29 protein-coding genes are annotated in these 26,245 nt (G+C 44.0%); 20 read left to right on the forward strand and 9 right to left on the reverse strand.

Annotated features, from left to right (window positions below; all coding sequences use genetic code 11):
• Positions 1–77: 77 nt before the first annotated feature.
• Positions 78–1,130: a 2,3-butanediol dehydrogenase gene (locus tag ACXHJ2_RS05360; protein WP_090738590.1), complete on the reverse strand. Its 1,053-nt coding sequence runs from the start codon at positions 1,128–1,130 to the stop codon at positions 78–80.
• A 341-nt stretch (positions 1,131–1,471) separates the two neighbouring features.
• Here ACXHJ2_RS05360 and ACXHJ2_RS05365 point away from each other — a divergent pair, with 341 nt between their 5' ends.
• Both ACXHJ2_RS05365 and ACXHJ2_RS05370 read left to right on the forward strand, forming a co-directional pair.
• Positions 1,472–2,509 (forward strand): LacI family DNA-binding transcriptional regulator, encoded by a 1,038-nt coding sequence (locus tag ACXHJ2_RS05365; protein WP_013372419.1) that lies wholly within the window; start codon positions 1,472–1,474, stop codon positions 2,507–2,509.
• A gap of 87 nt (positions 2,510–2,596) precedes the next feature.
• Complete coding sequence (locus ACXHJ2_RS05370) at positions 2,597–3,232, forward strand: hypothetical protein (RefSeq protein WP_165081864.1); 636 nt, start codon at positions 2,597–2,599, stop codon at positions 3,230–3,232.
• 97 nt (positions 3,233–3,329) lie between these two features.
• Here the strand turns inward: ACXHJ2_RS05370 and ACXHJ2_RS05375 are convergent, their stop codons facing one another.
• Positions 3,330–4,259 carry an AraC family transcriptional regulator gene (locus ACXHJ2_RS05375; protein WP_165081866.1) on the reverse strand — a complete coding sequence of 310 codons (930 nt, stop codon included), beginning with the start codon at positions 4,257–4,259 and terminating at the stop codon, positions 3,330–3,332.
• A 350-nt stretch (positions 4,260–4,609) separates the two neighbouring features.
• On the opposite strand from ACXHJ2_RS05375, the gene ACXHJ2_RS05380 reads away from it, so the two are divergent.
• The 3 genes from ACXHJ2_RS05380 to ACXHJ2_RS05390 all read left to right on the forward strand — a co-directional run bounded on the left by ACXHJ2_RS05380 (position 4,610) and on the right by ACXHJ2_RS05390 (position 7,109).
• A complete protein-coding gene (locus ACXHJ2_RS05380; RefSeq protein ID WP_040103170.1) occupies positions 4,610–5,347 on the forward strand; it encodes an SDR family oxidoreductase in 738 nt (245 codons plus the stop codon).
• A 229-nt stretch (positions 5,348–5,576) separates the two neighbouring features.
• Complete coding sequence (locus ACXHJ2_RS05385) at positions 5,577–5,855, forward strand: ArsR/SmtB family transcription factor (RefSeq protein WP_013311367.1); 279 nt, start codon at positions 5,577–5,579, stop codon at positions 5,853–5,855.
• An 81-nt stretch (positions 5,856–5,936) separates the two neighbouring features.
• Positions 5,937–7,109, forward strand: coding sequence for an MFS transporter (locus ACXHJ2_RS05390; protein ID WP_165081868.1), 1,173 nt, complete (start codon positions 5,937–5,939; stop codon positions 7,107–7,109).
• On the opposite strand, the gene ACXHJ2_RS05395 is transcribed toward ACXHJ2_RS05390, so the two are convergent.
• Positions 7,065–7,754 carry an acetyltransferase gene (locus tag ACXHJ2_RS05395; RefSeq protein ID WP_165081870.1) on the reverse strand — a complete coding sequence of 230 codons (690 nt, stop codon included), beginning with the start codon at positions 7,752–7,754 and terminating at the stop codon, positions 7,065–7,067. The genes ACXHJ2_RS05390 and ACXHJ2_RS05395 overlap by 45 nt on opposite strands.
• A 453-nt stretch (positions 7,755–8,207) precedes the next feature.
• On the opposite strand from ACXHJ2_RS05395, the gene ACXHJ2_RS05400 reads away from it, so the two are divergent.
• Complete coding sequence (locus ACXHJ2_RS05400; RefSeq protein ID WP_025679288.1) at positions 8,208–8,579, forward strand: hypothetical protein; 372 nt, start codon at positions 8,208–8,210, stop codon at positions 8,577–8,579.
• A 210-nt stretch (positions 8,580–8,789) separates the two neighbouring features.
• Here the strand turns inward: ACXHJ2_RS05400 and ACXHJ2_RS05405 are convergent, their stop codons facing one another.
• On the reverse strand, positions 8,790–9,791 hold the full coding sequence (locus ACXHJ2_RS05405; RefSeq protein ID WP_165081872.1) for a chitosanase: 1,002 nt from the start codon (positions 9,789–9,791) through the stop codon (positions 8,790–8,792).
• A 420-nt stretch (positions 9,792–10,211) separates the two neighbouring features.
• Between ACXHJ2_RS05405 and ACXHJ2_RS05410 the strand changes: the two genes are divergently transcribed.
• The 4 genes from ACXHJ2_RS05410 to ACXHJ2_RS05425 are packed head-to-tail and all read left to right on the forward strand — an operon-like array spanning position 10,212 to position 12,406.
• Positions 10,212–11,015: an isocitrate lyase/PEP mutase family protein gene (locus ACXHJ2_RS05410; protein ID WP_165081874.1), complete on the forward strand. Its 804-nt coding sequence runs from the start codon at positions 10,212–10,214 to the stop codon at positions 11,013–11,015.
• 20 nt (positions 11,016–11,035) lie between these two features.
• Entirely contained in the window at positions 11,036–11,596 is a 561-nt protein-coding gene (locus ACXHJ2_RS05415; protein ID WP_025679286.1) for a bifunctional transcriptional activator/DNA repair enzyme AdaA, read from the forward strand.
• Positions 11,597–11,619: 23 nt separating this feature from the next.
• The gene (locus ACXHJ2_RS05420) at positions 11,620–12,147 is read left to right on the forward strand and encodes a methylated-DNA--[protein]-cysteine S-methyltransferase (protein ID WP_013372407.1); all 528 of its coding nucleotides are present in this window, start codon (positions 11,620–11,622) and stop codon (positions 12,145–12,147) included.
• Positions 12,119–12,406, forward strand: coding sequence for an antitoxin Xre/MbcA/ParS toxin-binding domain-containing protein (locus tag ACXHJ2_RS05425; RefSeq protein ID WP_013372406.1), 288 nt, complete (start codon positions 12,119–12,121; stop codon positions 12,404–12,406). The genes ACXHJ2_RS05420 and ACXHJ2_RS05425 overlap by 29 nt, the downstream gene beginning before the upstream one ends.
• Before the next feature lie 114 nt (positions 12,407–12,520).
• On the opposite strand, the gene ACXHJ2_RS05430 is transcribed toward ACXHJ2_RS05425, so the two are convergent.
• The gene (locus tag ACXHJ2_RS05430) at positions 12,521–13,078 is read right to left on the reverse strand and encodes a YdhK family protein (RefSeq protein WP_058710295.1); all 558 of its coding nucleotides are present in this window, start codon (positions 13,076–13,078) and stop codon (positions 12,521–12,523) included.
• A gap of 288 nt (positions 13,079–13,366) precedes the next feature.
• On the opposite strand from ACXHJ2_RS05430, the gene ACXHJ2_RS05435 reads away from it, so the two are divergent.
• Together ACXHJ2_RS05435 and ACXHJ2_RS05440 are read left to right on the forward strand one after the other, a co-directional pair.
• On the forward strand, positions 13,367–14,206 hold the full coding sequence (locus ACXHJ2_RS05435) for a MetQ/NlpA family ABC transporter substrate-binding protein (RefSeq protein ID WP_165081876.1): 840 nt from the start codon (positions 13,367–13,369) through the stop codon (positions 14,204–14,206).
• Positions 14,207–14,272: 66 nt separating this feature from the next.
• A complete protein-coding gene (locus ACXHJ2_RS05440; RefSeq protein ID WP_165081878.1) occupies positions 14,273–15,448 on the forward strand; it encodes an aminotransferase class I/II-fold pyridoxal phosphate-dependent enzyme in 1,176 nt (391 codons plus the stop codon).
• Between the two features lie 193 nt (positions 15,449–15,641).
• Here the strand turns inward: ACXHJ2_RS05440 and ACXHJ2_RS05445 are convergent, their stop codons facing one another.
• The 4 genes from ACXHJ2_RS05445 to ACXHJ2_RS05460 all read right to left on the reverse strand — a co-directional run bounded on the left by ACXHJ2_RS05445 (position 15,642) and on the right by ACXHJ2_RS05460 (position 19,100).
• Positions 15,642–16,127, reverse strand: coding sequence for a DUF5381 family protein (locus ACXHJ2_RS05445; RefSeq protein WP_090738600.1), 486 nt, complete (start codon positions 16,125–16,127; stop codon positions 15,642–15,644).
• Complete coding sequence (locus tag ACXHJ2_RS05450; protein ID WP_058710292.1) at positions 16,120–16,956, reverse strand: hypothetical protein; 837 nt, start codon at positions 16,954–16,956, stop codon at positions 16,120–16,122. Before ACXHJ2_RS05450 ends, ACXHJ2_RS05445 begins: the two co-directional genes overlap by 8 nt.
• A gap of 34 nt (positions 16,957–16,990) precedes the next feature.
• Positions 16,991–18,076, reverse strand: coding sequence for a WXG100 family type VII secretion target (locus ACXHJ2_RS05455; RefSeq protein ID WP_165081880.1), 1,086 nt, complete (start codon positions 18,074–18,076; stop codon positions 16,991–16,993).
• A gap of 274 nt (positions 18,077–18,350) precedes the next feature.
• Positions 18,351–19,100 carry an MORN repeat-containing protein gene (locus ACXHJ2_RS05460; protein WP_165082054.1) on the reverse strand — a complete coding sequence of 250 codons (750 nt, stop codon included), beginning with the start codon at positions 19,098–19,100 and terminating at the stop codon, positions 18,351–18,353.
• A 157-nt stretch (positions 19,101–19,257) separates the two neighbouring features.
• Between ACXHJ2_RS05460 and ACXHJ2_RS05465 the strand changes: the two genes are divergently transcribed.
• From ACXHJ2_RS05465 to hemY, 8 genes are all read left to right on the forward strand, one after another.
• Entirely contained in the window at positions 19,258–20,184 is a 927-nt protein-coding gene (locus ACXHJ2_RS05465) for a cell division protein ZipA C-terminal FtsZ-binding domain-containing protein (protein ID WP_165081882.1), read from the forward strand.
• 11 nt (positions 20,185–20,195) lie between these two features.
• On the forward strand, positions 20,196–20,906 hold the full coding sequence (locus ACXHJ2_RS05470; protein WP_238791055.1) for a DUF1963 domain-containing protein: 711 nt from the start codon (positions 20,196–20,198) through the stop codon (positions 20,904–20,906).
• Positions 20,907–20,930: 24 nt separating this feature from the next.
• Positions 20,931–21,401, forward strand: coding sequence for a DUF6097 family protein (locus ACXHJ2_RS05475; RefSeq protein WP_165081886.1), 471 nt, complete (start codon positions 20,931–20,933; stop codon positions 21,399–21,401).
• A gap of 50 nt (positions 21,402–21,451) precedes the next feature.
• Positions 21,452–21,922 (forward strand): hypothetical protein, encoded by a 471-nt coding sequence (locus ACXHJ2_RS05480; RefSeq protein WP_165081888.1) that lies wholly within the window; start codon positions 21,452–21,454, stop codon positions 21,920–21,922.
• Between the two features lie 34 nt (positions 21,923–21,956).
• Positions 21,957–22,754: a hypothetical protein gene (locus tag ACXHJ2_RS05485; protein ID WP_165081890.1), complete on the forward strand. Its 798-nt coding sequence runs from the start codon at positions 21,957–21,959 to the stop codon at positions 22,752–22,754.
• Positions 22,755–22,877: 123 nt separating this feature from the next.
• Entirely contained in the window at positions 22,878–23,666 is a 789-nt protein-coding gene (locus tag ACXHJ2_RS05490; RefSeq protein ID WP_043886028.1) for a YwiC-like family protein, read from the forward strand.
• 15 nt (positions 23,667–23,681) lie between these two features.
• On the forward strand, positions 23,682–24,788 hold the full coding sequence (locus ACXHJ2_RS05495) for a TIGR04053 family radical SAM/SPASM domain-containing protein (RefSeq protein ID WP_025679268.1): 1,107 nt from the start codon (positions 23,682–23,684) through the stop codon (positions 24,786–24,788).
• Positions 24,781–26,202 carry a protoporphyrinogen oxidase gene (hemY, locus tag ACXHJ2_RS05500; protein ID WP_165081892.1) on the forward strand — a complete coding sequence of 474 codons (1,422 nt, stop codon included), beginning with the start codon at positions 24,781–24,783 and terminating at the stop codon, positions 26,200–26,202. Before ACXHJ2_RS05495 ends, hemY begins: the two co-directional genes overlap by 8 nt.
• Positions 26,203–26,245: the final 43 nt, after the last annotated feature.

Consider the following 26,245-nt stretch of genomic DNA (forward strand, 5'->3'; position numbering starts at 1 on the left):
GTATGTCGCAGGAAGAAGAGCGTTTTTTTATATAAAAAGATGCCTGCAAAGGGCAGACATCTGGTTTATATTCGATATTAGGATTGCGGAGATACCAGGATTTTAACCTGATTTTTCTCTTTCAGGAGACCTTCAAAACCTTGCTCGATCACTTCTTCGAGCTTAATACGTTTGGTCACAAGTTTGTCAGCAGGGAAATATCCTTTTTCCATCAAGCTGATGACAGCCGGGAATACATCACGGTAGCCGATAATACCAGTCAGATTGCGTTCTTTCATGACAATATTGTTTGGTTTGATCGGAGCTTCTTTTTCAAAAATGCTGACGATCATGATTTGTCCGCTGATTTTAGTGGATTCAATCGCTTGAGTCAGCACAGGAGGTACTCCAGTGACTTCATAGGCTACATCTACGCCACCGTTGGTCCGTTTGTGCAGCTCTTCCACAACATCATAAGTTTTAGGATCAAGCACGATAGCACCCAGCTCTTCAGCTTTAGCTTTACGCTCTTCGGAAAGCTCTACTGCATAAATCTCGGATGCGCCTGAAGCTTTCAACGCTTCAATTACGAGCAAGCCGATAGGACCAGCGCCAAATACGACAGCTTTATCGCCGACTTTCAATTGGCTTTGACGTACAGCATACAAAGCAACAGCCGAAGGCTCTACCAAAGCGCCTTGCTCGAAAGATACGCTTTCTGGAATTTTGTGAACCATGTGCTCGTCAGCTGCCACATATTCGGAAAATCCACCGCCGCCGCCTGCCAAACCGAGGAAGCCCATTTTATCGCACAGGTTATATTTACCTTGTTTACATGCATCACATTCCCCACATGCAAACACAGGTTCTACGACTACACGGTCGCCAACCTGAATTTTGGTTACGCCTTCACCGATTTCAACGACTTGTCCAGAAAATTCGTGTCCCATCACAACTGGAGCCTTTTCACCAGTCAATGGATGCTGAGCATTTTCAGGAATGAAGATCGGTCCTGCTACATATTCGTGAAGATCACTTCCGCAAATACCACACCATTCGACTTTGATTTTTACTTTTCCGGGAAGAGCAGCGGGCTGCTCAATGTTTTCCAAACGTAAATCTTTTACTCCATGCCATCTCAATGCTTGCATGTTTTGTCATCTCCTTGATGATTATATGATCATTGCCGCTATAAAAGTGAATGAATTAGGAAACGTTTCCGAAAAATAATATGTCACAATTTTTACACATTGTCAAACCAAATTAATGCAAAAAGCACTTGATTTTTTTGTGAATATAATCACTTGTGACTATGGCGCTATATTTGACTCATTGCTTAGTACAAAAGAATTTTTGCGAATTTTGCAAGTGAAGCAGAGGCTAGAAGAAAACGAATTCAATTTTTAGAGAACTATTCTGTGGTATAATATCTATATTAGAGAGTTTATGTGCATAGATAGAAAACGATTCCGAGCGTGAAAGGATTTTGGGTGTGTCAGAGCAAAAGAAAGTAACCATAGAGGATGTAGCCAAGCGGGCAGGGGTTGGTATTGCGACTGTCTCTAGGGCTATTAATGATAGTGAGGGCATCAGCCCCAAGACGAAAGCATTTATTTTGCAAGTGATTGAAGAAATGGGCTTTACGCCCAATACCTCAGCTCAAAGTCTAAAGGTGCGGCAGACACGGCAAATTGCGCTGGCTGTACCGGATATTCGGAACGCGATCATTCCAGAGATTGCTTGGTCTGTAGAACAGGCTGCCAAGCAGCACGGTTATCGTGTCGTGCAGATCAATACGGCCGGGAATGCCAGAATGGAGCTTGAAACGGTGCGTGAGGTTAAGAAGCTGCATGTAGACGGACTTATCATTATGCCGCTGGCATATCCTAAAATGCTGGTAGACCTGATTAATAAAGCCAGCGTTCCGGTGTCGATTATTAACTATGGTAAGAAGCTGGGTGAAGACGTTAAGGCGGATATCGTCAGTTTGGCCCGGCAAGAGGGAAGACTTGTGATGGAGCATTTGCTTAAAATCGGGAGAACGAGAATTGCTTATGCAGGTGCGGCGAAGGACAAAATCGAAGAGAGATACTTTGCTTACGAGCAGTCTCTCCAGCACGTGGACCCTTCGCTTGTGTATTTTGGCGATGATTTTTCCTTTGAAACTGGGCTGCGGGCAGCCGATTATTTTTACAGCTTGAAAAATATGCCGGATGCCATTTATGCAGTTAATGATATGGTGGCCATAGGAATCGTAAACCGCTTTAAGGATTTGGGTGTAAAAGTACCACAAGAGGTTGCAGTGGTTGGTATTGACAACAATTTGTGGGCGACCGTAACGACCCCACAGATCAGCTCAGTTTCTATCATGGGGGAAGAGGTGGCACGCCTGGCTGCGGAACTGCTGCTTAAGCGAATTCAGGACCAGACCGTGGGAGATTATGAGCGTGTACAGTTCGAGCCTCGTTTGATCGTCAGGGAATCCAGCGTCTCTGTGATCCGTAAGCCTACGGTTGGGCGTGACGAGTAGAAGATAAGTCTAGCTCTGAACCCTATTCCGTTATAACCATGGATGAATGGCTGCAGGAGTAATAGATATGGATAGGAGAGTGGATTCGTGTCAAAAGGTAGCGTGTTTGTTTCTGTAGCTTGTACTATACTTTTGCTGGCTGTAATCATAGGGTGTACTCCCCATGCTGACCCTGCGGCGCCGTCTGAAGCAAGCAATGAGGTGTCTAAGCATAGCGCAGTCAGTACGCAGCGTGCCCAGCAAAGTAAAGAGGAGCTTGTGCTGTCCTTTTATAAGGATTCCTCTCTCAAGGATGAAGTAAAGGTACGTCACATTACGGACCAATTGGCAGGTATTGATTGGAGGAAGATGAACGAAATCAGTGAACATCAAAGCATGGAAATTATCGAATATTTGTATAAGCAGCGTGCTTTGATTCCTTCGGAAAGTTTCCCCAATGTGATCAAGGGCACTGCTGGCTTGGATGGAGCGCTGACTGAAAGCTATGATGCACTTATGGGAGATTTGTTTACAAGGGACAAAGCTGCGATGATCCGAGCATTGGCAAATATGGACAAAACCAACCGTGTACATGGTATAGGGGGCATCGGGTATGCTCTCAGCTATAGAGACCCCAAGGAAGTCAAGAAAGAGATTCAACAATGGCAGGCTGGGCAACAGCTTACTACGGCAGAGAAGGATGTTATTCGTGCTCTGTTCGCCAAGCTGGATAATCCCTATTGATGCTGAATGAGTGATGAGCTTTGCCTCGAAGTATATAAAATGAAAAGCTGCTTCTCTACCCGAGGCAGCTTTTTTGTGCTGTTTTTACATCCTGCGATTATGATTGGAGGTGATCCTGGTCTACACGCAAGCGCTTGGTATCACGAATTGGAGGCAGGCCGAACAAGCGAGCGTATTCACGACTGAATTGAGAGGGACTCTCGTAGCCTACCTGAAAACCGACATCTGCCGCATCTGCTGATTCAGATAACAACAGGCGACGAGCTTCTTGCAGACGTAATTGTTTTTGATATTGCATGGGGCTCATAGTCGTAACCTCTTTAAAATGACGATGTAGCGACGAAGGACTCATACTAGCCAGTTGGGACAATTCCTCAATTCGCAACGGCTTATCATAATCTTGTTTAATTCGCTTTATGACTTCTGCGATCCGGCTTAAATGGCTGCCAGTCATGACCAGTTGTTTTAAGGATTCCCCCTGCTTCCCCTGTAAAATCCTATACAATATCTCACGAATGACTAATGGAGCCAGCACCGGAATATCCTGCGGTCTTTCCAAAAGATGTACGAGCCTTACCACGGCATCCAGCAGTAGGGAGTTGGTTTGACTTACATACAAGCCTCGTCTGGAATCAGGTATTGAGGTAGTAGGAAAAGTAGACTCCTTGATGAGATCCAAAACCTGATGCGGATCAAAATTGAGCCGGAGGCACAAGTACGGGGCTTCTGCTGAGGATTGTATCACCTGTCCGGAAATTGGTAAATCCACCGAAACCACAAGGTAGTCGGATGTGCCGTAATAGTAACTTTCCTCTGCGAGTATCACAACTTTTCTCCCCTGAGCCACAATGCATAAGGCGGGTTCATGAACCTGATAAATCGGAACGGTGGTATTCGAACTTCGGACGAAGTAAAGTGAAGGGATATCTGTAGCGTGAACTCCGTCGTGACTTGTAAATTGTTCTATGAGACTGGGCAATTCTGCTTGCTTTTCCGTAGTAGAACTCTCAATTTCGGTTGCTTTCACTAGGACCCTCCCTTTTTCACAACGTAGCTAATCTTCACTCTTCAGTGGACAATTCACTTTAAGATGCGCTTTGTTTTTCGATATCGATTTGAATTCATATTAAGTGTATTTGGAGGATTAGGCAATAATTTGCTCTGATTCTTCTACCAGCCCGATGGACATTCCTCTCATAATAAGATGCAGATACAACACCTAATGAGCAATTAAGAAAAATAAAAGTGCAAAGGAGTGAAATAGTCATGGAGAGCAACAAAGCGGAAAAAAGTGTACACGCTTCTCAGTATCCCTATATAGGGATGTGGGTAACTTATCGTTTTTCAGTAACATTTTAAACTAAAGGAGGAACAAGCATGTTAAATATTAAAGGGAAAGTCGCAGCTATTACAGGGGCAAGCAGTGGAATCGGTGAAGCTACTGCTCGTTTACTTGCTCAACATGGGGCTCATGTGGTATTAGGGGCCAGACGCACAGAACGATTGGAGGTTCTTACCTCCGAAATTCGTTCAAAAGGGGGATCCGCTGATTATCTGCAACTGGATGTGACCCAAAGGGAGCAGATGGAAGCGTTCATTAAGTATACTGAAAAACGATTTGGACGTGTGGATGTCATTGTGAACAATGCGGGAGTGATGCCTCTTTCAAAATTGGAAGCCCTGAAGGTAGAAGAATGGGACCGCATGATTGATGTTAATATACGAGGCGTTCTGCATGGGATCGCGGCAGGGCTTCCCATTATGAAAAAGCAAGGATTTGGTCAGTTTATCAATATTGCCTCTATTGGCGCGTATAGTGTAACTCCGACTGCAGCAGTATACTGCGCAACGAAGTATGCAGTTCGGGCCATTTCCGAAGGATTGCGTATGGAGGTTGGAGGAAATATTCGTGTAACACTGGTATCACCGGGAGTAACTGAATCCGAGCTTGCCGACAGTATTTCTGATGAAGAGGCCCGGCAGGGAATGAAAGAATACCGCCGTATTTCAATTTCGCCGGATGCCATTGCTCGTTCCATTGTGTATGCCATGGAGCAGCCTACAGATGTAGATGTGAATGAAATCATTGTCAGACCCACGGCAAGTCCGAATTAACACCATGAAATGAAATCCGTAGTTCATCTTTGCATTTAGATTGTTTGGTCCTCTATCTTTATGGATGGGGGATTATTTTATTATAAGTATGAGAAAGACCATTATTCACACTATAGAGTTCAAAAAAGATGTGACTTTACCATAACGGGTTTACTTTTACCAAAGTTTGTGTTAACTTAATTTCGACAAACATCGAAATTAAGGCTGGAACTGAAGGGAGACGAACAGGGTGAAAGATACAACAGAGATGCAGCAAGCTGTAAAAATATATAAAGCACTTGGAGAACCGACTCGTCTCAAGATAGCACTTCTGTTAAAAGAGGAAAGTGACCAATGCTGCTCTGTGCTGGGCGAGAAGCTGAACAGTGTAGCTATTTCAACGCTATCGCACCATCTGAAGCAAATGGCAGAGTCGGGGCTGCTCACATACCGTAAAGAGGGGACGTTTATTTATTACAGTTTGGATGTGGAAGCAGCACAGAAATATGCCCCGTTCCTGATCACATAATTTTTTTTAGTCTTAATTTCGATATTTGTAAAAATATAAAAATATAAAAATACAAAAAAGGAAAGAGGCGTTATTTACAAAATGCAGAGCACGTGGAAAGTGTATATTTTGGCAATTGTTAGTTTTTTGGTAGGCACATCCGAATACATTATCTCAGGCATTTTGGATCAGATTGCGACAACCATGGGGATTACAGTGTCCGCAGCGGGCCAGCTAATTACAGTCTTTTCTCTTGCTTACGCGATTGGCACGCCGATTCTGATGGCAGTAACAGCTAAATGGGACAGACGCAAGCTGCTCTTGAGTTCCCTCGGATTATTTGCCGTAGCCAATGTCCTCTCCTTTGTTTTGCCGGGTTTTGGAATGTTTATCGCTGCACGTATTCTTATGGCCCTCGGGGCAGGGATGGTCGTGGTTACAGCATTGAGCATTGCTGCGAAAATTGCCCCAGCTGGCAAGCAGGCTAGTTCTATTGCTACGGTCACTATGGGTTTTACAGCCTCGCTGATTATCGGGGTGCCGCTTGGAAGAATGATATCTTCTGCAAATGGCTGGAAAACCGTATTTCTCGGCATCGCTTTGACAGGGATTATTGCTTTGATCGTTATCGCTATGACAATCCCTCGCTTAAAAGGAGATCAACCGATTCCCTTACTACAGCAGTTTGCTCTTCTGAAGAAGCCTGAAGTTGCTTTGGGATTAGCGATTACCTTCTTTTGGGGAGGGGGATATTCCCTCGCGTATACTTACATTTCACCGTACTTGCTGAATGTATCAGGTGTAGGGGATAATATGCTAAGCTCAGTATTACTTGCCTTCGGGATTGCCAGCCTGATCGGGTCGAAAATCGGTGGATACAGCGCAGATAAAAAGGGTATTTCCTTTACATTATTTGGGGGCATGGTGTTGCATGTCTTTTCCTTGCTTTTACTTCCTGTCGCCGCTCATTCTCTAAGTGTAGTATTTGTCTTACTGATGCTGTGGTCGTTCGCAGCCTGGACAACCGGACCTACTCAACAATATAACTTGGTCACTCTCGTACCGGAATCTTCCGGTGTGATGCTGAGTCTCAATCAGTCTATGATGCAGCTTGCTATGGCAGCCGGAGCTGGAATTGGTGGTGTGGCTGTTAGCCAGGTTTCGCTGGCTTCTATCACTTGGTTTGGAGCAGCTGGTGTCGCCATCGCCATGGTAGCTGTATATTTACTTTCACGAAGATCTTCGGTTCACACGGAATTGGGTGTGATAGAATAAAGAATTATAGATAATTGAAGGATGAGCCCAGCGATAGATGGCATCGCTGGGCTTGTTTATTTTGAATGAGCAAACATATGCTCTCTTACAGCAGGAGGGTTTATCCAAACGCAATATCAGTAGTTCTGCTGCCTCCGCAGCTGAAATTTGACTTGCTGGATCAACTGAATGGTCTAAAGCCTCCTCTGCAAAGCCAGCTAGAAACTGGGCAACTAACTGTACGTCCTTTGAAATGGCTTGTCGCAGAATTCCCCCAACGCCTAAAGGTTTTTTGTATTCAGGACAGAAATAAGATTCCATGACCATGTGTGTATGTACCTGAGCAGTGTGCCGCTCGGCGTAAGCATTTGCGAACTTCTCGACGGTTTCGACATCACCACAGACACCTGGTAGGTTGTTTCCTTTTAAATAACGTAATAGTTGTTCGATATAGGTCAACTGATGGTTGCCGATGATTTGCTGTGAAATCCATAGCCAAGCCTTATGTCCGGGTGATTGAGCGAAAATCATATTTCCATCAGACGTTTTAAGGCATGTTGATTCTTCTGACTCACATATTCGATGAAGCAAATTATATCGAACCTCATCAGCTAAAAATAAATTGTGATTTAATAGATCGTCGTATGGGACTAGCTGCTCAATCATGGCTTTGCCTCCCTAAAAATGAGGTTTGATCTAATGTACTTGTATATGCTATGAAAATTAAACTGCTACGAAGTACTGTTGTTATATCTACTAGGACTTAAACTTCCGCGCTATAAGTTTCTTATTCTTTTGTCGCCAAATCCATCTTTCGATAAAGTTTTTTTCTTTTCTTTCCTGAAGCGTTTCTTTCATACCCTTAATGAGAAATTCGGATCTTCGCTTGTCGTTCCTGCTAATTTCACGTAGTTCCTCAATAAATTTATCGTCCATGTCTACATCTCCGTTAGTTCAGGATTTTCCAAATTGCTAAGCTAGATTATACAGAACGTATGTTCCTTTTTCAAGTCTGCGTCTGCTCTATTCAATCACATAACCATTTTTAGATGGATGCTGCGAGGCCCGCGCCAATCGGATGGTGAAGCATAAGATAAAGTTGAAAGGAGGAATTACAATATGGACAACAAAGCATATGTATCTCAAACGTATCCACGTCTTACAGTTTACAACGAAGAAAATTTTCGGGGTTCCAGGAGAGTATTCAGAGGAAACCTAGGCATTCGTAATACCGATAATATTCTCGACGGCATCGAAAGTCTGCGTTTCTTTTCTACCAGCAGCAATGCTACACTTGTACTCTTTACTGGCACGCGGTTTAGAGGTAACTTCCGTGTGTTTAGAGGCAATCGCAACATTGCCGACCTGGATGATCTGATTCGCGGGAATGATGTGGAATCTATTATCTCTACCAATCAACGTTTGACGTTGCAGCAAATCCGTAATATCCGCAGTACTGGCAGACTGCCAGCTGGCTATCGGATCATCTAACGGACTCCATTCGACACAATAAACATTTTACAAGACTACTTCAGGAGCTTGCAACTTTCGGGCTTCTGGAGCAGTTTTTCTATTTGTACACAATGCCTACATAATAGAACGATGAGAAGAACTGTATGGAAGAATGAATGGAATGTTATTTTCATGAAAATAAAATAAGGAGGGCATACGATATGCTCTCCTTATTACGTATATGGTTATTTACTTCATTTCCCAATTAGTTACTTTGATTATGGCTGCATCTGCGTTCTTAAGATCTGTTTCGCCAGAAGCTAAAAGAGAACTCCATTGTTTCACCCGATTCTTACCATTAGGAGGTTGGTTATAATCGTTGGTATCGACAACCAATGTACGCTTAGCATAGAAGTTAGTCATGAATGTCTTTTCATTCGTGCTATTGCCAGATCGTGAGAGGACTCCTTCAAGACTACCGTCATCACCCGTAGCACCTTGATTGAGTGCAGTGTCGACAAATGATCCAATCGTCAGAGCAGTATTAAATCCGCGCTTCCGGGCTTGCTGCACACTATATTCGATATAGGTGTCATAGAACGTACGCCACATGGCTTCTCTCCAAGCTTCATTATTTTGGAGAGCCTTGATCTTCTTTTTGATTACACTATCGCTATCGCTGAGTTTTAAAATCGAGCCATTCATTTTCCCCTTCAGTCCAGCACGGGCTAATCCACCTGCAATGGAAGGATTGCTAGCTCCACTAGCAGCATCAAAAGCTTTGAATAAGGCCGGACCGTCTGGTCCCGTATCATTGGAACCGCCTGTTGTTGCTCCAAAAATACCAATGGTATATCCACGATCATCGCCAATATCTTCAGCATAGCCATAGAATTCAGTCCATTTCAAAGAATCCTGCTCTGGCTTATTCACTAGCTTCATAATATTATCCCATTGCTCACCGTCGAGTCCTGTATTATCCTTCAGAAATTGAAGTGTTGAAGGTGAGAAATTAGCATCATGATCAATAGCTGTAACCGCTGTTTGGCTAGTAGTCTCCTCGCTGGTGAGGGGGATTTGCTGTATATTTGATTCATTTGTTTCTTGTACTGGAGTTCCGTTTTCTTCAGCAAGAGCCTTGGCGGGTAAGGGGCCGTACAAGCTAGAGAATGAAGCGATTACAGAGAAGCTTAGCAATATCATAAAAAACTTCGTTTTATGGGAAATGAGTTTACTGCTGATTTTAAACATATAACTCCTCCTCTAATAATGTAATTGTGAAAGGCTAAAAGAAATGTTACATATAAAAAAAGTGATGCTGTGTCAGTAGTAAGTAGCAACACCAAATACACTTTTAAAGCTTACGTAGATTAGCATCTAACTCGAATTAATTTAGCAAGATTATAGATAAGAAACATATGATTGAACAGTGCTCGAATAACCATTTTTATTCCAGTTTTGTGAATTGTAACTGGATACATTGGCCTAAATCTTCTGTTTTTTAATTCAAAATTAGATTCGTAGAGTGTATGAAAAACAGAAGGAACACTTTAACAGCTCGTTTGAATTCAAGTAATTAGATTAACACAGACCATAAACGCAAGAATGAGGACGAAAACCAATACAGCCTCTTGATAGAATGAGATACATCACCTAACAGGAGGTTATAAATTGAACAAAATACAAGAATTTAACGATTTGCATACATCAGAGGAAATTTTATTTCTAGGGAACGCCTGGGATTTGCTATCTGCCCTGTCTCTGGAAAAAGCAGGCTTTAAGGCGATAGGTACGACAAGTTGGGGAATTGCCAATACGCTTGGGTTTTCAGATGGAGAGCTTATTGATTTTGACCAGCATGTAAGCATCATTCGGACGATTGCAGAGCATGTTCAGATTCCAGTGTCGGCAGATATTGAGGCAGGATATGGGAAGGATGTAGCAACGATTGTTGAGCATGTATTAAGGACAGCCGATGTCGGAGTGGCAGGGATTAATATTGAGGATTCATTAAAACAGCAAAAGGGGCTTCGAGAAGTGAGGGCGCACAGTAACCTGCTGTCCAAAATAAGAGCTGCCTTGGATGTTCATGGGTTTAAAGATTTTTTTATAAACGCAAGAACGGATACATTTTTGCAGATAGAAGCTCCACTTTCGGAGACCATAGAAAGGGCCAAAGCGTATGTGGAAAGTGGTGCGAACGGCATTTTTGTGCCAGGGTTAAAGAATGATGAAGAGATCAGAAAAGTTGTATATCATATACATGCTCCGCTTAATGTTTTATCCTTGCCAGGTCTGACGAATGTCCGCCAGCTTCAGCAGTTAGGAGTCAAAAGGTTTAGCTTTGGAAATGCGTTTTCTGATAAGATAATAGTTGCTTTGCAAAAGAATGCGGAACAGTTGATCAACCTTCGAGATACGTCACATTTATATGATGATTTTGCAAATCCTGAACTAGATGAGTATGAACTATAGAAGGGACGGAATCTTCGATCATGGCTAACCTTAGTCTTTCTTTTGAAGAAATGTGGGATAAAATTATAGCATGTGATCGTAAATATGACGGGGTGTTTTTTACCGCTGTGAAAACAACCCGTATATATTGCCGACCTTCCTGTCGATCCCGAAAACCGAAAAAAATCAATGTCGAGTTTTACTTTGATGTGGACACCGTGGAAAAAGCGGGTTTTCGCGCTTGCAAAAGATGCCAGCCTCATATAGATCATTCGCCGTATATCAGGCTTGTCCAGAATGTGGTTGCTTTTTTAATCAATCATTATAAAGAAAAACTAGTATTGCAGGATATTGCAGACCATGTTGGAATAAGCCCTTTTTATTTGGATCGGATTTTTAAACAGGAAACCTCCGAAACCCCGCGTACGTATTTGGAAAAAATAAGAGTAGATAAGGCGTCCTATCTTCTTAAAAATACAGATCTTACGAATCTTGAAATTTGCTATGAGACAGGCTTCCAAAGTCCCTCAAATTTCTATAAGTCGTTTCGCAGCTTGAACCAATGTTCTCCTAGTGAGTATAGGAAGTTACATAAAGATTAGGAATGGAAGGTGGTTATCTTTTTATGAGCAAGCTATCCGTATTGAATTATGTATCGCCGATTGGAGAGATAGAGATACAGGGCACCAAAGAGGCTGTCTATTCTATTATGTTCTCTAATCGGAATGAGCCCTTAACGAGGCTTACAGAAGAGGCTCCAGTCCAAGTATTAGAGGAATGCGCCAGCCAGCTTGACGAGTATTTTAAAGGTGAGCGCTTTAAATTTTCGTTTCCTTATGCTTTTGAAGGTACAGACTTCCAGCAAAAAGTATGGAATGCGCTGGTGACCGTAGGTTACGGTAGAACGACAGCTTATAAAGATATTGCTCTTGCTATTGGAAATGAAAAAGCAATCCGAGCTGTTGGCAGTGCGAATGGCAAAAATAAGCTGAGCATTGTGATTCCATGTCACCGAATTATCGGATCGAATCAGAAACTAACTGGCTATGCAGGGGGCCTATGGAGAAAAGAATGGCTTCTTCAGCATGAGAAGCGTTGTCTGGGATCAAAAGGAGGGCTCATGGATGAGAGAGATATATTTGAAAGAGTTTAAGCCGGAAAGCTGGGCCAACATGGTTCAAATCTATCAGGAGCAATATGATCAGGTAGATCCAGCGGTAAGAGCAAAGGTGGCCAAGAGTGAAATTCCAAAGGAGATTCAGATTGTGCTGCTGCCTGACATGGGCGAATATTTGCTGACTTGGATGGATCGAAAGGTTCCCGCACTTGGTCACGAAACACCGTCGGATTATTTAAAAAGCGAAGAAGGGACCAAAGCACTGAAGGCAGCCATTCTGCGTATGCCGCGTTAAACAACTGACACAAGGAGATACATATGAACACGTCCAAACCCCAATCAAGCTATACAAAGGGAGCCGTTGCCGTGCTCCCTCTGGCGATCACAAGCAACCTGTGATAAAAGAGTTCTAATTGGCTGAAAGCTCACTCTCCGTCACCCATTTATGATTTTTGACAGGCTCTCCTCCTGTAGTCGGCGTGTAATCTACCATATATACGGTCGTTGGTTCAGCGGAATCTATGGTAGCCTTAGCCCCATCCATCCCCTTCATATGATCTGCCGCCAGGATAACTTCCGTTCCCGGTTCATAGGGCTCGCTGCTTGCATCCTTAATCTCTTCATGGATAACCCACTTATGATTAGTCACTTTTTCTCCTCCAGTCGTTGGAGTATAGGAGACTGTATAAGCAGTAGTCGTATAAGCACCCACAATCGTGGCCGTAGCGCCGTTCATGCCTGCCATATGATCGGCTTGCATGGTCGCTTGACTGCCAATTTTGAAGGCTGGATGTTCAGCTTCTTTTAGCCCAGCAGGAAGCTCACTGGAAGTGGAATGGTTCATATCTGATGTGTCGTGCTGTTGACTGCTGTTTGTCGTATGCTCCTGATCTGGCGTGTTACTGTTCCCGCACCCACTCAAAATAATCATGACTGCACCAGCAAGCAAAGCCCATTGTTTTTTCATATTTAAATAGCTCCTTTAGGATTGTATTTACACACTCAATTATACCCCCTGGGGGTATAATTGAAACAGAATTATATTACAAACTTGTGAAGTGTTTTGCCTTCAAGCGGAGCGCCTGATGTGATCCTTTTGAGTTATGCGGAAGATGCGTAATTAAATATTGTTGACAGTGAATAAAAAATTATTGTAATATCTACAAAACATATCAAATTACTATGTTTTAAAAAGCTGTAAACATTTTAACTCACTAAACGTAGATCATATCAAGGAGCAGGGGGAGACATCAAAATGAAGAAACAATGGATTTCATTTATATTGCTACTGGGAGTAGTCGTGCTCTTTATTTCAGGCTGTGGCAGCAAGAATACGTCGGGCGGCGCTGCTGGTGAAGAAAAGAAAACACTGCATATCAGCTTTAATCCCGGCCCATATAGCGATCAGTTTAAGAATGGTGTGGCTCCATATTTGGAGAAGAAGGGGTATAAGATTACATATAAAGAGTTTACAGACGGGGTTCAGCCCAATGTAGCCGTGGCTAATGGTGATATTGATGCCAATGTGTTCCAGCATTCGCTCTATCTGGATTCTATGAATAAGCGGGAGAATATTGATCTGGTTGGTGCTGTGCAGGTCCCGACTCCTCCAATGGGATTGTACTCCAGCAAGCATACCAGCCTTGACGAAATCAGCACTGGCGCCCAAATCAACCTGCCCAACGAGCCAGTTAATATGCTGCGCGCGCTGAACATTTTGAAGGAAGTAGGTTGGATTACGTTAAAGGACAATATCGATCCATTGCAAACCTCGGTGAATGACATCACCTCTAATCCGCATCATCTGCAATTTGTTGCTACCGATCCGGCACAGGGGCCACGTGTACTGGAGGATGTTGATTTTGCGGCTATACAAGGGAACTTTGCTGTATCGAATGGAATGAAGTTGACCTCGGCATTAAAGCTTGAAAATATGACAGACCCGTTCACGAACGTGGTGGCTGTGGACAGCAAGAATAAGGACAAGCCATTTGTCAAAGACATTATTGAGGGATATCATTCAGATGAATTCCAACAGTACATCAAATCGAATCCTGCGTATGAAGGCTACAAGCTGCCAAGCTATTTTAAATAAATGGCTATGATCCTGGCGGGCTGACATTCTCAGTCTATATCTTATGGATAGAAGGTGGAGATAAACGTGATTTTTTCATCCTCTGATCTCGTCAAGGCTCTGCCTGACAACTATTTTAGTGCAATCGATGACAAAGTGAATCTGTATAAAAGCAAAGGAATAGATGTAATTAATTTGGCAGCCGGCAACCCGGATCAGCCAACACCGCCGCATATCATCAGCGCTTTGAAGGATGCGGTCGATCAACCGATTAATCAGGGCTACCCGCCTTTTCATGGAAAAAAAAGCACGCTGGAGGCAGTCGCTGCGTTCTATAAACGGGAGTATCAGGTGGAGCTGGACCCTGAACGGGAAGTTGCCGTATTCAACGGCTCTGCCATAGGTGTAATGGGGATTCCACAGACGTTGCTGAATCCTGGTGATTGGTTATTGACCACCGATCCGGCATATCCCCAATATTATTCCGCTGCTGCGCTGGCAAGAGCCCATATTCATACGATTCCACTGAAAGAGAAGCATGGATTCTTGCCTGATTATACAACCGTGCCGGAAGAAATCGCAGAGCAGGTCAAACTGCTCATGATTAATTATCCGAACAATCCGACAGGAGCCGTAGCTACTGTAGATTTTCTGACGAAGACACTGGATTATGCTGCTCGGTACCAGTTTCCGGTTATGAATGATTTTGCTTACGGTGCTCTTGGCTTTGGTGGACATAAGCCGATTAGTCTATTGCAAATCCCTGGCGGCAAGGAGTATGGTGTCGAGACGTATACAGCTTCCAAAACGTATAACATGGCTGGATGGCGCTTCGGCTTTGCGGTTGGAAATGCGTCCGTCATTGGTGCACTCAAGCATTATCATACGCATGCCTACAGCACTGTTTTTGGTGCGGTACAGGATGCAGGAGCTGTCGCATTGCTGGGCACCCAGGAGCCAGTACGGGAACTCGCGGCGTTATATGAGCGGCGACGTGATGTTCTCATTGCAGCGTTACGAAATATTGGCTGGGATGTAGCTGCTCCCCAAGGGTCCTTTTTTGCCTGGTTCAAGGTGCCGGAGGGGTATACATCGGCTTCCTTTGCAAACTTTTTATTGGATGAGGCGCATGTTGCGGTTGCCCCTGGAGAAGGCTTTGGTCGTGCAGGAGCTTCTCATGTGAGGGTCAGTCTGGTGAATAGTGAAGAAAGACTGCTGGAGGCGGTACAGCGCATCGCAGCAACGGGTGTTTTTCAAGCTTAAGCTGGAATAAAAGAAATTCATGGAGGGATCGAGAAACGAACTTTGAGTATAGCCATATCGGAGCCATGGAAGAAGAAATAGCAGGTTTGAGAGCGCAAATCGAAGGGATAAAGATGACCCAGATTGCGAACGGGATTTTTTATACGGGTCATCTTCAAGGCAAGGAAGTTATTGTGCTGCGTCCATGCAATGTTCAGGAACGTATTTTCTTTGGCTTGCCATACTGGTTAATGAGAGTTCGAAGTTGTTTCCCGGCTTGATTCAATTCCATATCATTCAACACATAATCGGTGCTGACTTCCCAGGTGCTGCGGTCATTCAGATAAAAAATAAAGGCGGGGAAGCGAGGGCGCAGCCATTTACGGATGGAGGCCCCCTCGAATTCGACTTTAGTGATTGCAGACCACGGGACAGTTCGAATACCATCGGAAATACTGTGTTCGTCAAAGATGAACAGGAAGGCTTCCTTACGAAGCGTTCTGCTCAAACAGACCACCAAATAACTACCGAAAAAAGGAATTCCAATAATGGCGGACGTAATAAAGAAGAAGATTTGCAGAGCAGAGATATCTTCGTCGATAAAAATGAGCAACAGCAAAAACAGACAAATCAGCACAAACATCAAGCTGCCCAGGGCTTTCCAAAATGCCAAAGATCTGCGATATACAATTTTATCCACGGAATACCGCCTCGTCGGGTACAAACGCCTGAATGAAATGAGTGATCCGTTCTCTCCAGTCTGATTCGGTCACACTTTCAATTCGCAGGCATGGGGTGGCCTGCATATCCAGTTCTGTATTTCTTACAACCCACACATCATTCGTTCCTTTAAGAACAAATAGCAGATTCGTAACGGAAGGACCCTCTTCATCCGTGTCCGTGTATACCATCTGGCTCAAATTATCCAGGCTGCAGTGATTACGATTAAAATCCTCTCGCCAGTCTTGTATCATTTGTTGATCCAACTCTTGAAGTTTCCACGTTGCCATTTGCTGCATCGTGAAGTTGGATGAGGTCAACTCATTCCACTGTTCTTCTGTCAGATCGACGTATCGGCTGTGACCATTGAAGCTGGGAGCCGACAGGCCGAACAATTGATCAATATCGTGATGCCAGTCTTCTGGAGAAGACCAGCGAAAGAAATGGAGTTCATTGTGGCTGGAAAAGTGATACAGAAAACGTTCGTTTCCATGGTGTATCGTTAATGTATTTTGCTTGTCCTGCTGCTCCTTGTATCCACGCAGCATTTGGCGGCTTTGTACCAGATGAGCTAGCATTTCAACAATGAACGCATCAAATTCAAGCTGCTGTTGCCCGTCATCCTGCTGTTCCAACAAGCCTTTGGATACCAGGCTATGTGTTGCAGCATGAAAAAGCAGTTCCCAGCGATCTTCGGTTAGTTCCCCGTAATAGGATTGGAGCAGACCCGAAGCCATATCCTCTGCACCCAGCGCGGTCAAGGCAAAGCCTAGTTCCTCAAGCGTTAAAATTACCGTTTGTTTGTCCATAGTCAGGCTCCTTCTCCATCTGTTAAGTGTATGTTTATTTAAATAGTTTGCTGGCCCAGCGTATCCCTTTTTCGGCGAATTTGGCGACTTTTCCACCTGCCCAGCTCCCCACTGTACCGCCGACGTATGCACCGACGGCTGCACCAACCGGACCGCCGATAGCACCGCCTATGGACCCCAAAACGACAGCTCCGCCATAAGTTGCGGCGGTTTTAATCGCTACGTTAGAAGCAGATACAGCCACATCCGTTCCGGTAAGCTTCCCGCTTTTCCATTTTCCAGCCAGACTGATGCCTTCGCCCACAATATTCATGGTGGCATTAATTGGATATAACTTTTTGGCGATCATGCCGGGAATTTGGCGTGTTGCTATGCCGTAGCGTCCTTTTTCCACCCCGGCGATGACGTTGCGCGTCCACTGAGGAAAGCTGTTGGCTTTGTTAAACCCAAGGCCGAGCTTACCCATTTGCAGCTTTCCAGCTAAACGATCAAAACCTTTCAAGCCCTTCATCACAATACCTGGTTTAGCGAACTGGCGGTTTATGCTTTTGCCCAAATTACGCATAAAAGCATTGTTACCTTTGCCTTTCACCCATGCCGCATTATGTATAACCGCTCGAGTGGGATTTTTCAGACTTTTCTTGAATTCTACTGTTTTGGTGAGCACAAGTGTGGAAGCCAGACCGCTATAGATCGCTGTTCCGGCAAAGCCCAGTTGCCCTCGCCATTTATTGGCCTCTGACAGGCTGTTAATGGCTATATCTGCGGGATCGTTTCCTTTTTTTCCGGAAGTTGCTCCTTCACTGCTCTTAATCTGTCCGCTTTGATCTCCTTGGTTAATCCCTGTGTCTGCTTGGGTATCTATTTCCTTGAATTTTACTGCAATCGAACTCAGCTCTGTGCTGACAGAACCGACGGTTTGAGTGAAAGCGTCCATTTGTCCACGTGCTTTGTGAAAATCCTGATAAAAGCGCTGCTGTGTCGTTCCTGCCCAGCTATTCTCTAGCATTTGAATATGCTGTGACAGTTGTCCGCAAATTTGTGCCCCCAGCTCACGTGCCTGCGCGAACTGCCTGGAAACCGCCTCTAGTTTCTCAGGAGGAACCATAATTTTAGCCATGATGTCCACCTCGGATGATTAAAATAATTACTTTATATTTTAGTGATTCTAGCGGAGGTTAGCAAAAAAAGGAGGGGGTTTGAGCGAAAAATAAGTCATTTGTATGAGTTCATTGATGGGCATAAGGGAGAATAGTAGGAGTCGTTATGATCCGAAGTTCTTATATGTCATTTATGAAGAAAATGGAAAAAGACTCTCTTTCTTGTAGGGATTTCTATAAGAAAGAGAGGGCTTCTTGCGTAGAGGCTATTTATATACTGTGCGATACTCTAACTTATTTGAGAGGGACCTGCTTGGACAATTTTTCAAACTGCTGCAAGTGAGGGGTGACCTTGGCGGTAATCCCTTTGAGATACTTGATGGCCGCTTGTCTTTGACGTTCTTTGGTTGCGACCTCTTCAGGGAACATGGAGTATTCCTTTTGAACAGAGCCATTTTTATAATTTACGGAGAAGAGCTCTCCTTGCTGCCATCTTTGGACCAGATCCTGATTACTGTGCAAGATGTTTAGCACTTCTTTTCCATTTTTATAAGTGAAGCTATAGTCTGGATCGGCTACAGCATGGATCACTTGGTAGCCGTTCTGTAATCCATTATCCTGAAAAGTACCTACTTGGATCTGATTCGAACGGATCGTTCCATCCGATTGCGTCACTTTTTCAGTCTGCGTACCCTTACCGCTAATCGTGTCATTGCTCCATGTTCCGTTGTATACGACTTTATGATGTTGTCCATCTGCATCTGTATATTGATTCATATATTTTCCAGTTCCTGATCGCTTGCCATTCACAAAATCGCCCGAATACTGCTTGTATTCGCTCCATTTGATCGTACCACGTCCGTTTGGCTGTCCATTCTCAACCTCTCCGTAGTAAGTCGTCTGTCCGGATAACTGAAGCAGTTCCTTGGTCGCAGCCGCATTCACCGTAGGTATATTATTTACCAACAGCGTTCCTGAAATCAGCGATGCAGACACCACTATAGGCAGGGACAGAGCCTTTCCTTTTTGCCAAAGTTTTTGCATCATGAGTTCTCCCCTTTCGAAGCTTTGAGTTTCTACGAGTCATGTTCAACAACCCAGCACTTTTAACCTATTTTGTGCTTGGTGGTTTATAGTTTAATATAGATTGAGAATTATAGGAAACTATAAAGTAAAAAATAGGTAATAAGGAGGAGGGATTTTGATTTTACCTGAATATGGAAGTGAGGATGTATCGAGCATCCTTGCCGTAGAGTTGGATCATGGGCCTAGAAAGACAATAAAGGGAGTTCATGAAGTAGAGCCAGATTCTAATATCTACTGGCTGATAGATGTGGAATTCTGTGATTTTACGTTGTCAGATGAAGACATTTTGCAATTGCTCAAAGGATATATCGTATACGGGCATGTCCAAGATTTGCAGATATGGACTAGCGTCGGGCGTAGACTAGAAGGCGAATGCCGTTATGATAAAATCTGTATTTGTGTGGATATATTCAACAATGTAGAGATGCAGATTTGTTTGGAAGAAGCCAAGGTTGCTGATTTTATGAACACACTACCGGCGCGATTTCAGGAGAAGGGGACCATTCGTGTGCTTCCTCGGGAGGATGCTGCCCATGCACGTGCAAAAGCGGAAAAGCTACAAGCCTTTACAGATCAGGAGGGTGAGAGGGAACACTTTGTCATGCTTAGGCTGGTAGCGGATCAAGATCAATCTTATCGTGGAGCGGACATTTGGGATGTCATGCTGAGCCTTGGAATGAAGTGGGGAGATATGGATATTTTCCATGCACACCATCACGGTCCGGGAGGCAATGATGAACTATTTAGCGTACATACGGGAACAGAGCCTGGATTTTTTTGGCTGAGTACACTTGCAGAGGATCGCTTTGCAGATTTGATTTTCAGTATGGATGTGGTAAGAACGGTGCAGCCGCAAGCTGTGTTTGAGGCGATGTGGAAAAGTGCCGAATATGCACGCGCCAGACTCGGCGGAACATTAGTCAATGAACAAGATTTGCCAGCTGTACCGGAAGATTATCTTTGTCAAATTCAAGAGATGGAAGACCGATTAAGTGAGTTTGGATTTAAAGCTGGCGAGTATGCTGTTGCGTTTCTACTCTAGCCTAGAAAGGGGTGATTTCGTTGTCCAGCAACTCTATCGAGAAGCTAAGAACGATTCTAAAACGTAAAGCTACTATTTTTCATACAGGGGGCCGCAGACCGTTAGATTCCCTGGAACAGAGCTGGATTGGCAGAGTTACAGTGGCTTTGCCGGCGGAAGAACAACCCGTTGATGTACAGGGGAATGATATGGCTCCGATCATGCAATTGTATTTGCCTGCTATGCCTTTTGTTCCACAAGCTATGCGTGATGTCAAGCTGTTGACGGTCTTCCTGTCTCCCGATGTTCTGGATCATGAGGACATGGAAGGATATATGTGTATTCGTGAGTATACGTCGGTAGAGGATTTGGTCGAAAAAGATTTTGGGGAGGCATTCATGCATATCAAGGCATTCCCGTTATTCCCCGAGCTCATAGAGAATGACTATCCCGTTTGGGACGGGGAAGATATCCCTGAGGAATATGGTGATGCCCTCAACAACATGGATGAGGAGGAACCCGACTATTTTGAGGACATCGTGGAGGAAATACATGCGGTTCACAAAATCGGTGGCTATCCCAGCTTTATTCAACCAGGCATCGACTTTGGCGAAGGCTATGAATTTATGTTTCAGATTGCGTCAGATGCCAAAGCTGGATTGAATATTGTCGATGGGGGCAGCTTTTATTTTGCCAAGCATCAGAATGAAGGAATCTGGCGGGGTTACTTTGATTTTTACTAAATATTGAAATGGGGTAAAAAAGAGATGAATGTTTTAGGTCAGTTAGGATCTGCCATCCAGAGCAGTCTATTTATTCAATCCGAACTGAAGAAAGCACATGCCTTGATTCAGAAGCACGACCTGCCTGTAGAGCAGGTGGAGGATGATTTTCACAAGCAGATCATCTTGCTGGAGCAATATGCCGGCACTCGCATTTTTCAGCAAGGGCTTGCCAGATACAAAGTAATTAATGCAATGCTTTTGATCATATCTGTGATTATACTGCTGGCAGCAGTTATCGTTGCGGCGGTGGAATATTTGCAGCCGGAACGACATCTGCTGCAAGTGTTGGTGAATGCCATGTTCGACTACTGGGTTCCCTCTATTACAATACTTAGTGTTGTATTCGTGGGTGTGATCGTTCTTGCCATCGTTAGAAATGTTTATGCCAGACGATTACATACGCGTGTGCTGGATCGGTCCTGGCAGGCCATTTTCCAACATGTGGACAAATGAGGCTAGAGAGCAACTAGTAGATTGTCATACCAGCTTAAGGAGTGGCAGCAATGAATGACTGGGAATCGGGAATCATTCATGTTGATAATGAGCACGCGTTTTATTCTTCTTTAACGGAAGATCAGTTGTTAGAGACTGCTTTGTACACGAAATATTTTCATTCAGTAAGAAAGCTAGGAAATGGGTACATTTGGTACTATTTTGATCAGGTTCCTTTGCTGCACCGGCATTTTTTTGTGTCTGTATGCTTTAAGGATACAACCCTAATTGTTGTGGAGATTTCGCTCCAAGGCAACGAATTTCCAACCTCATGGGATAATTGGTCTGAGGAAGGGGAGAGAAAGCGGCAAAGGGAGCATGATCATTTGTTAGAACAACATTTGTCCATGAAGCCAAGCTATCGTCAAACCAAGCCTTACCCCTATATGGAATATGAACTGAACTGGGGGAAAATCTCTTCTTATTTTGACCCCCGGTCGGGAAATACGGCCATTGCTTTTAAGTATAAAGATGATTGTTGAAGGTGAGAGTGTCAGACGAGTAAGGAGAAGTGTGATGGATAAAAAAGCAAAGAAAATACTTATGAACACTTTCTGGTCCTCCAGCGGCTGGAAGCAGGAGAGGGAACCTTTTTCGGGTGAGGATTTTGAATATGCCAAAAGTATGGGCTTGATGTTCGATCCGATCACCATTACACATGATGAGATTATAAAAAGGTTATATGAGCTGCACCAGCAAAAGGCTACAAAAGAGCGAGTGGCAGCAGCGTTTTTACACAGTCTTTCCACGAAAAAAGTCCATTTACGAAGCGCCTTATCGAGCTGGGCATTAACCGCAAAACTGCCTTTGCACACCTATAGGGAGCGGCCTGTCGTCCTGCCAAACTACAGTAGCTGTGGGGATTGTAATTTTCATAAACTAATGTCCGATAAGGAGTACGTCAATAAGGATTTGAATGTACTGAATTTTGAACGAATCAAATGGGGAGGTATTCGGCTGAATCACCTTCTTTATTGTTGGATGGACCTCGAATTGTTCAGTCAAGAGGAGGAGTTCCAGGTTACTGATGAGGATCTGGTTATCCTTCATAACATGCTGGAAGCGGTTCAGGACTGTGAGGATCAGAACGGTCCACGACAATTGGAGAAGCGCTGGAAAGATGTGCTCCCATCCAGTAAAAATGAACGCGATGTGGCTATGGAAGTATGGGGATATGCAGGATTGCTCACACCACGGGACACACCTCGCAGGCGCCGCGGCGGCAATGATGATTTTTGTTCGGTAGCAGCCTGGCAAGGAGATGACGGATACTCACAGGAAGCGCTCGACTATTACTTCGGTACGTTTTTATAAAGAAAGTGAAGGTTTATCTTCAGGTTAGGCTATTCCCCCAAACAAATAAGGGAACTCCCTGATTGGTTCAATTGGACAGAATACTTAGAATTAAAGTAGGGTGAAAAATTGAACTTTGGGGGAATGGATGATGAGTCGATTAACCGTAGCTACAAAGATGTTACACATTGTGAAAAAAGGATCAAGACTTTGAAAGGGATCAGTAGATACATCCCCAATCAGCATGGAGCTTGGGCAATGCTCATTCTTCCATTTTTGTTTGGCTTAGCTGCTTCTCCAAAACAATTCATTCATATACCTCTATTCGTATGCTGGTTTTTTATCTATTTATTTAGTTTTCCTGTTCTCCAATGGATCAAAACAGGAAACAGTAAAAGATACCGTAAACCTGTTGTTATTTACGGAGCAATACTCCTTCCTCTTTTAGCTTCTCTAGTCTGGGTTAAACCTGCGTTGATCTGGTACGGAGTTCTGCTTCTGTTCTTTTTTATGGCTAATATGTATTACGCCAAAATGAAGAATGAGCGTGCTTTGTTAAATGACATTGCCGCGATTCTGCTTTTCTGCTCTTTTATATATCCTGTTGTTCATATTGGAGAAGGCGGAGATTGGACGCTAACCACAGAGCTGTTTTTGCTGTTGGTGTGTTATTTCATAGGAACGGCTCTTTATGTTAAAACGATCATCCGTGAAAGAAAAAATCCACGTTACTATTATGCGTCTATTATCTATCATTTGATCATTGTGCTGTTTGCCGCCTGGATCAAGGTGTTTTTGGTTATTCCATTTTTAATTTTGTTCATACGAGCTATATGGCTTCCTAAGTTCGAGTTAAAGGCAAAGCATGTAGGCATGGCTGAAATTGGATTTTCATTGATGCTCTATGTATCTGTGCTGTTTTTATATTTTTAAAAAGGAGAGACATCAATGATATCTTTGCAAACGCCACGAGATTATCGCGTAGACCCGTTTATCGTCATTTGGGAGGTAACAAGAGCTTGCGCATTAAAATGCCTTCACTGTAGAGCGGAAGCCCAATATAAGCCTGACCCTCGTCAGCTGACATTTGAAGAGGGCAAAAAGCTGCTTGATCAAATCGCCGAAATGAATCATCCATTAGTGGTTTTCACAGGTGGAGATCCGTTATCGCGTCCTGATTTGTTTGAGCTGGCTCAATATGCAATTGAGGAGAAAAAGTTATCAGTTTCAATGACGCCCAGTGCTACCCCGAAAGTGACACGAGCAGCAGTCGAAAAAGCAAAGCAGGTTGGCTTATCACGGTGGGCTTTTAGCCTGGACGGTTCATGCGCGGACATTCACGATCATTTTCGAGGGACTGTGGGTTCTTATAATACGACCATGCGGGGAATTGGCTATTTGAAGGAATTGAACATTCCTATCCAAGTGAACACAACCGTGTCCCGATACAATCTTCACGATCTGGAGCGAATTGCAGAGAAGGTAAAGGAAATGCAGGCGGTGTTATGGAGCTTGTTTTTTCTCGTTCCAACCGGGCGTGGTATGGAAAAAGATATGATTACTCCTGATGAGCATGAGGCTGTAATGAAGTGGTTGTATCAGATACAGCAACAGATGCCCTACGGTGTAAAGGCTACCGAAGCACCTCACTATCGAAGGGTTGTCCTACAGGAAAAGCACAAAGCAGGACAGCATAGTGCAACGTTCGAACAAAAAAGGGCAGATGTTCTGGGGCGTGCCCCTAAAGGTGTAAATGATGGAGATGGATTTGTTTTTATCAGTCATATCGGCGAAGTGTACCCGAGTGGTTTCCTGCCGCTAACATGCGGGAATGTACGAAAGGATAGTTTGGCCCATATTTATCGGAACTCTCCGATTATGAATAATCTTCGGGATAAATCTCTGCTTAAAGGAAAATGTGGAGTCTGCGAATTCAATACAGTCTGTGGAGGCTCCAGAGCAAGGGCTTTTGCCATCACAGGAGATTACTTAGAGAGTGATCCATATTGTGCATATATGCCTGGAGTGGGGAAGGAAACGTGCGCTTATGAATAAAAATGCTAAAAAAGTTGTGATCCTCGGTGGAGGAATAAGCGGTTTAAGTGCTGCCTTTTATGTGAAAAAGCTGGCGGAGGACAGGCAGCTTGAAGTGGAGATTACATTAGTGGAGAAAAGCGACCGCCTGGGAGGAAAGCTGCAAACGGTTCGCCAAAATCATTTTATGATCGAAAAAGGACCAGATGCTTTCCTGGCCAGAAAGACGGCTATATTGGATCTGACTATGGAGTTGGGACTGGAAGCTGATTTGGTGTCAACAAACCCGAAGGCCAAGTCGGCCTCCATTTTGCATAAAGGCAAGCTGCATACCATGCCGATGGGCTTTATTTTAGGTATTCCAACCAAGCTAACTCCCTTCATTCGGACAGGGTTAATTTCTCCATTGGGAAAAGCGCGCGCAGCCATGGATTTGATCATTCCAGCCAAGAAAGGCGATATGGATGAATCTCTGGGAGATTTTATCAAGCGGCGTCTAGGTAAAGAGGTGTTGGAGCAGATTACAGAGCCTTTGTTATCTGGTATTTACGCTGGCGATACGTATTCTCTTAGCCTCAAGTCAACCTTCCCTCAATTTAAGCAGATGGAACAAAAGCATGGAAGTCTGATTATAGGTATGGCTAAAGGGGCGGGGAGAAAGTCGGGTGCACCTAACAAATTGCCCGAAATTGCCAAGAAAAGCATGTTTCTTTCCTATCGACATGGATTATCGACCATCGTGGAGCGGTTAAAGGAAAAGCTCGACACTGTCCAATTTGTGATGGAGCAGCGTGTGGCTGAGATAAGAAAAGAGAACGGTTATCAGGTAGTCCTGGACCAAGGACAAATCATAGATGCAGATACAATAATCTGCGCTATTCCAGCCTTTGAGGCGGCTAAATTATTTTCCGATATCACAAGTGTGAGCTGGCTTAATAAGATCAATTACGTTTCGGTAGCGAATATTTCCTTGGCGTATAAAAATTCAGACCTTCATCTTTCCTATGAGGGTACAGGATTTTTAGTTCCTCGTAAGGAAGGAAAAATGATTACGGCCTGTACTTGGTCATCTATAAAGTGGAGCCATACCGCACCTGAAGGGTATACACTCTTGCGGACTTACATTGGCCATGCAGGTGCCCAGGAATGGGTTCAGATGACAGACGAGGAACTAGTGGAAGCAGCCCGCAAAGACCTGAAAGATCTAATGGGGATCGATGCTCAACCTGAAATGACCGAGGTCAGTCGGTGTAATCAATCCATGCCACAATATCCGATTGGGCACAAAGAGCAGATGGCGAAGGTGAGACATGATTTGTCACAGTATTTTCCGAATGTATTTCTTTGTGGCGCTGGTTATGGAGGCGTTGGCATTCCAGATTGTATCGCTCAAGGCAAAGAAGCAGCTGAACAGCTGGTCTCAGGTTTTTTATAATCAGGCTCTTTCCACGAGTGAAAAAGGGATCACCCTAATTGGT

The sequence above is a fragment of the Paenibacillus sp. ALE3 genome (assembly GCF_054113405.1).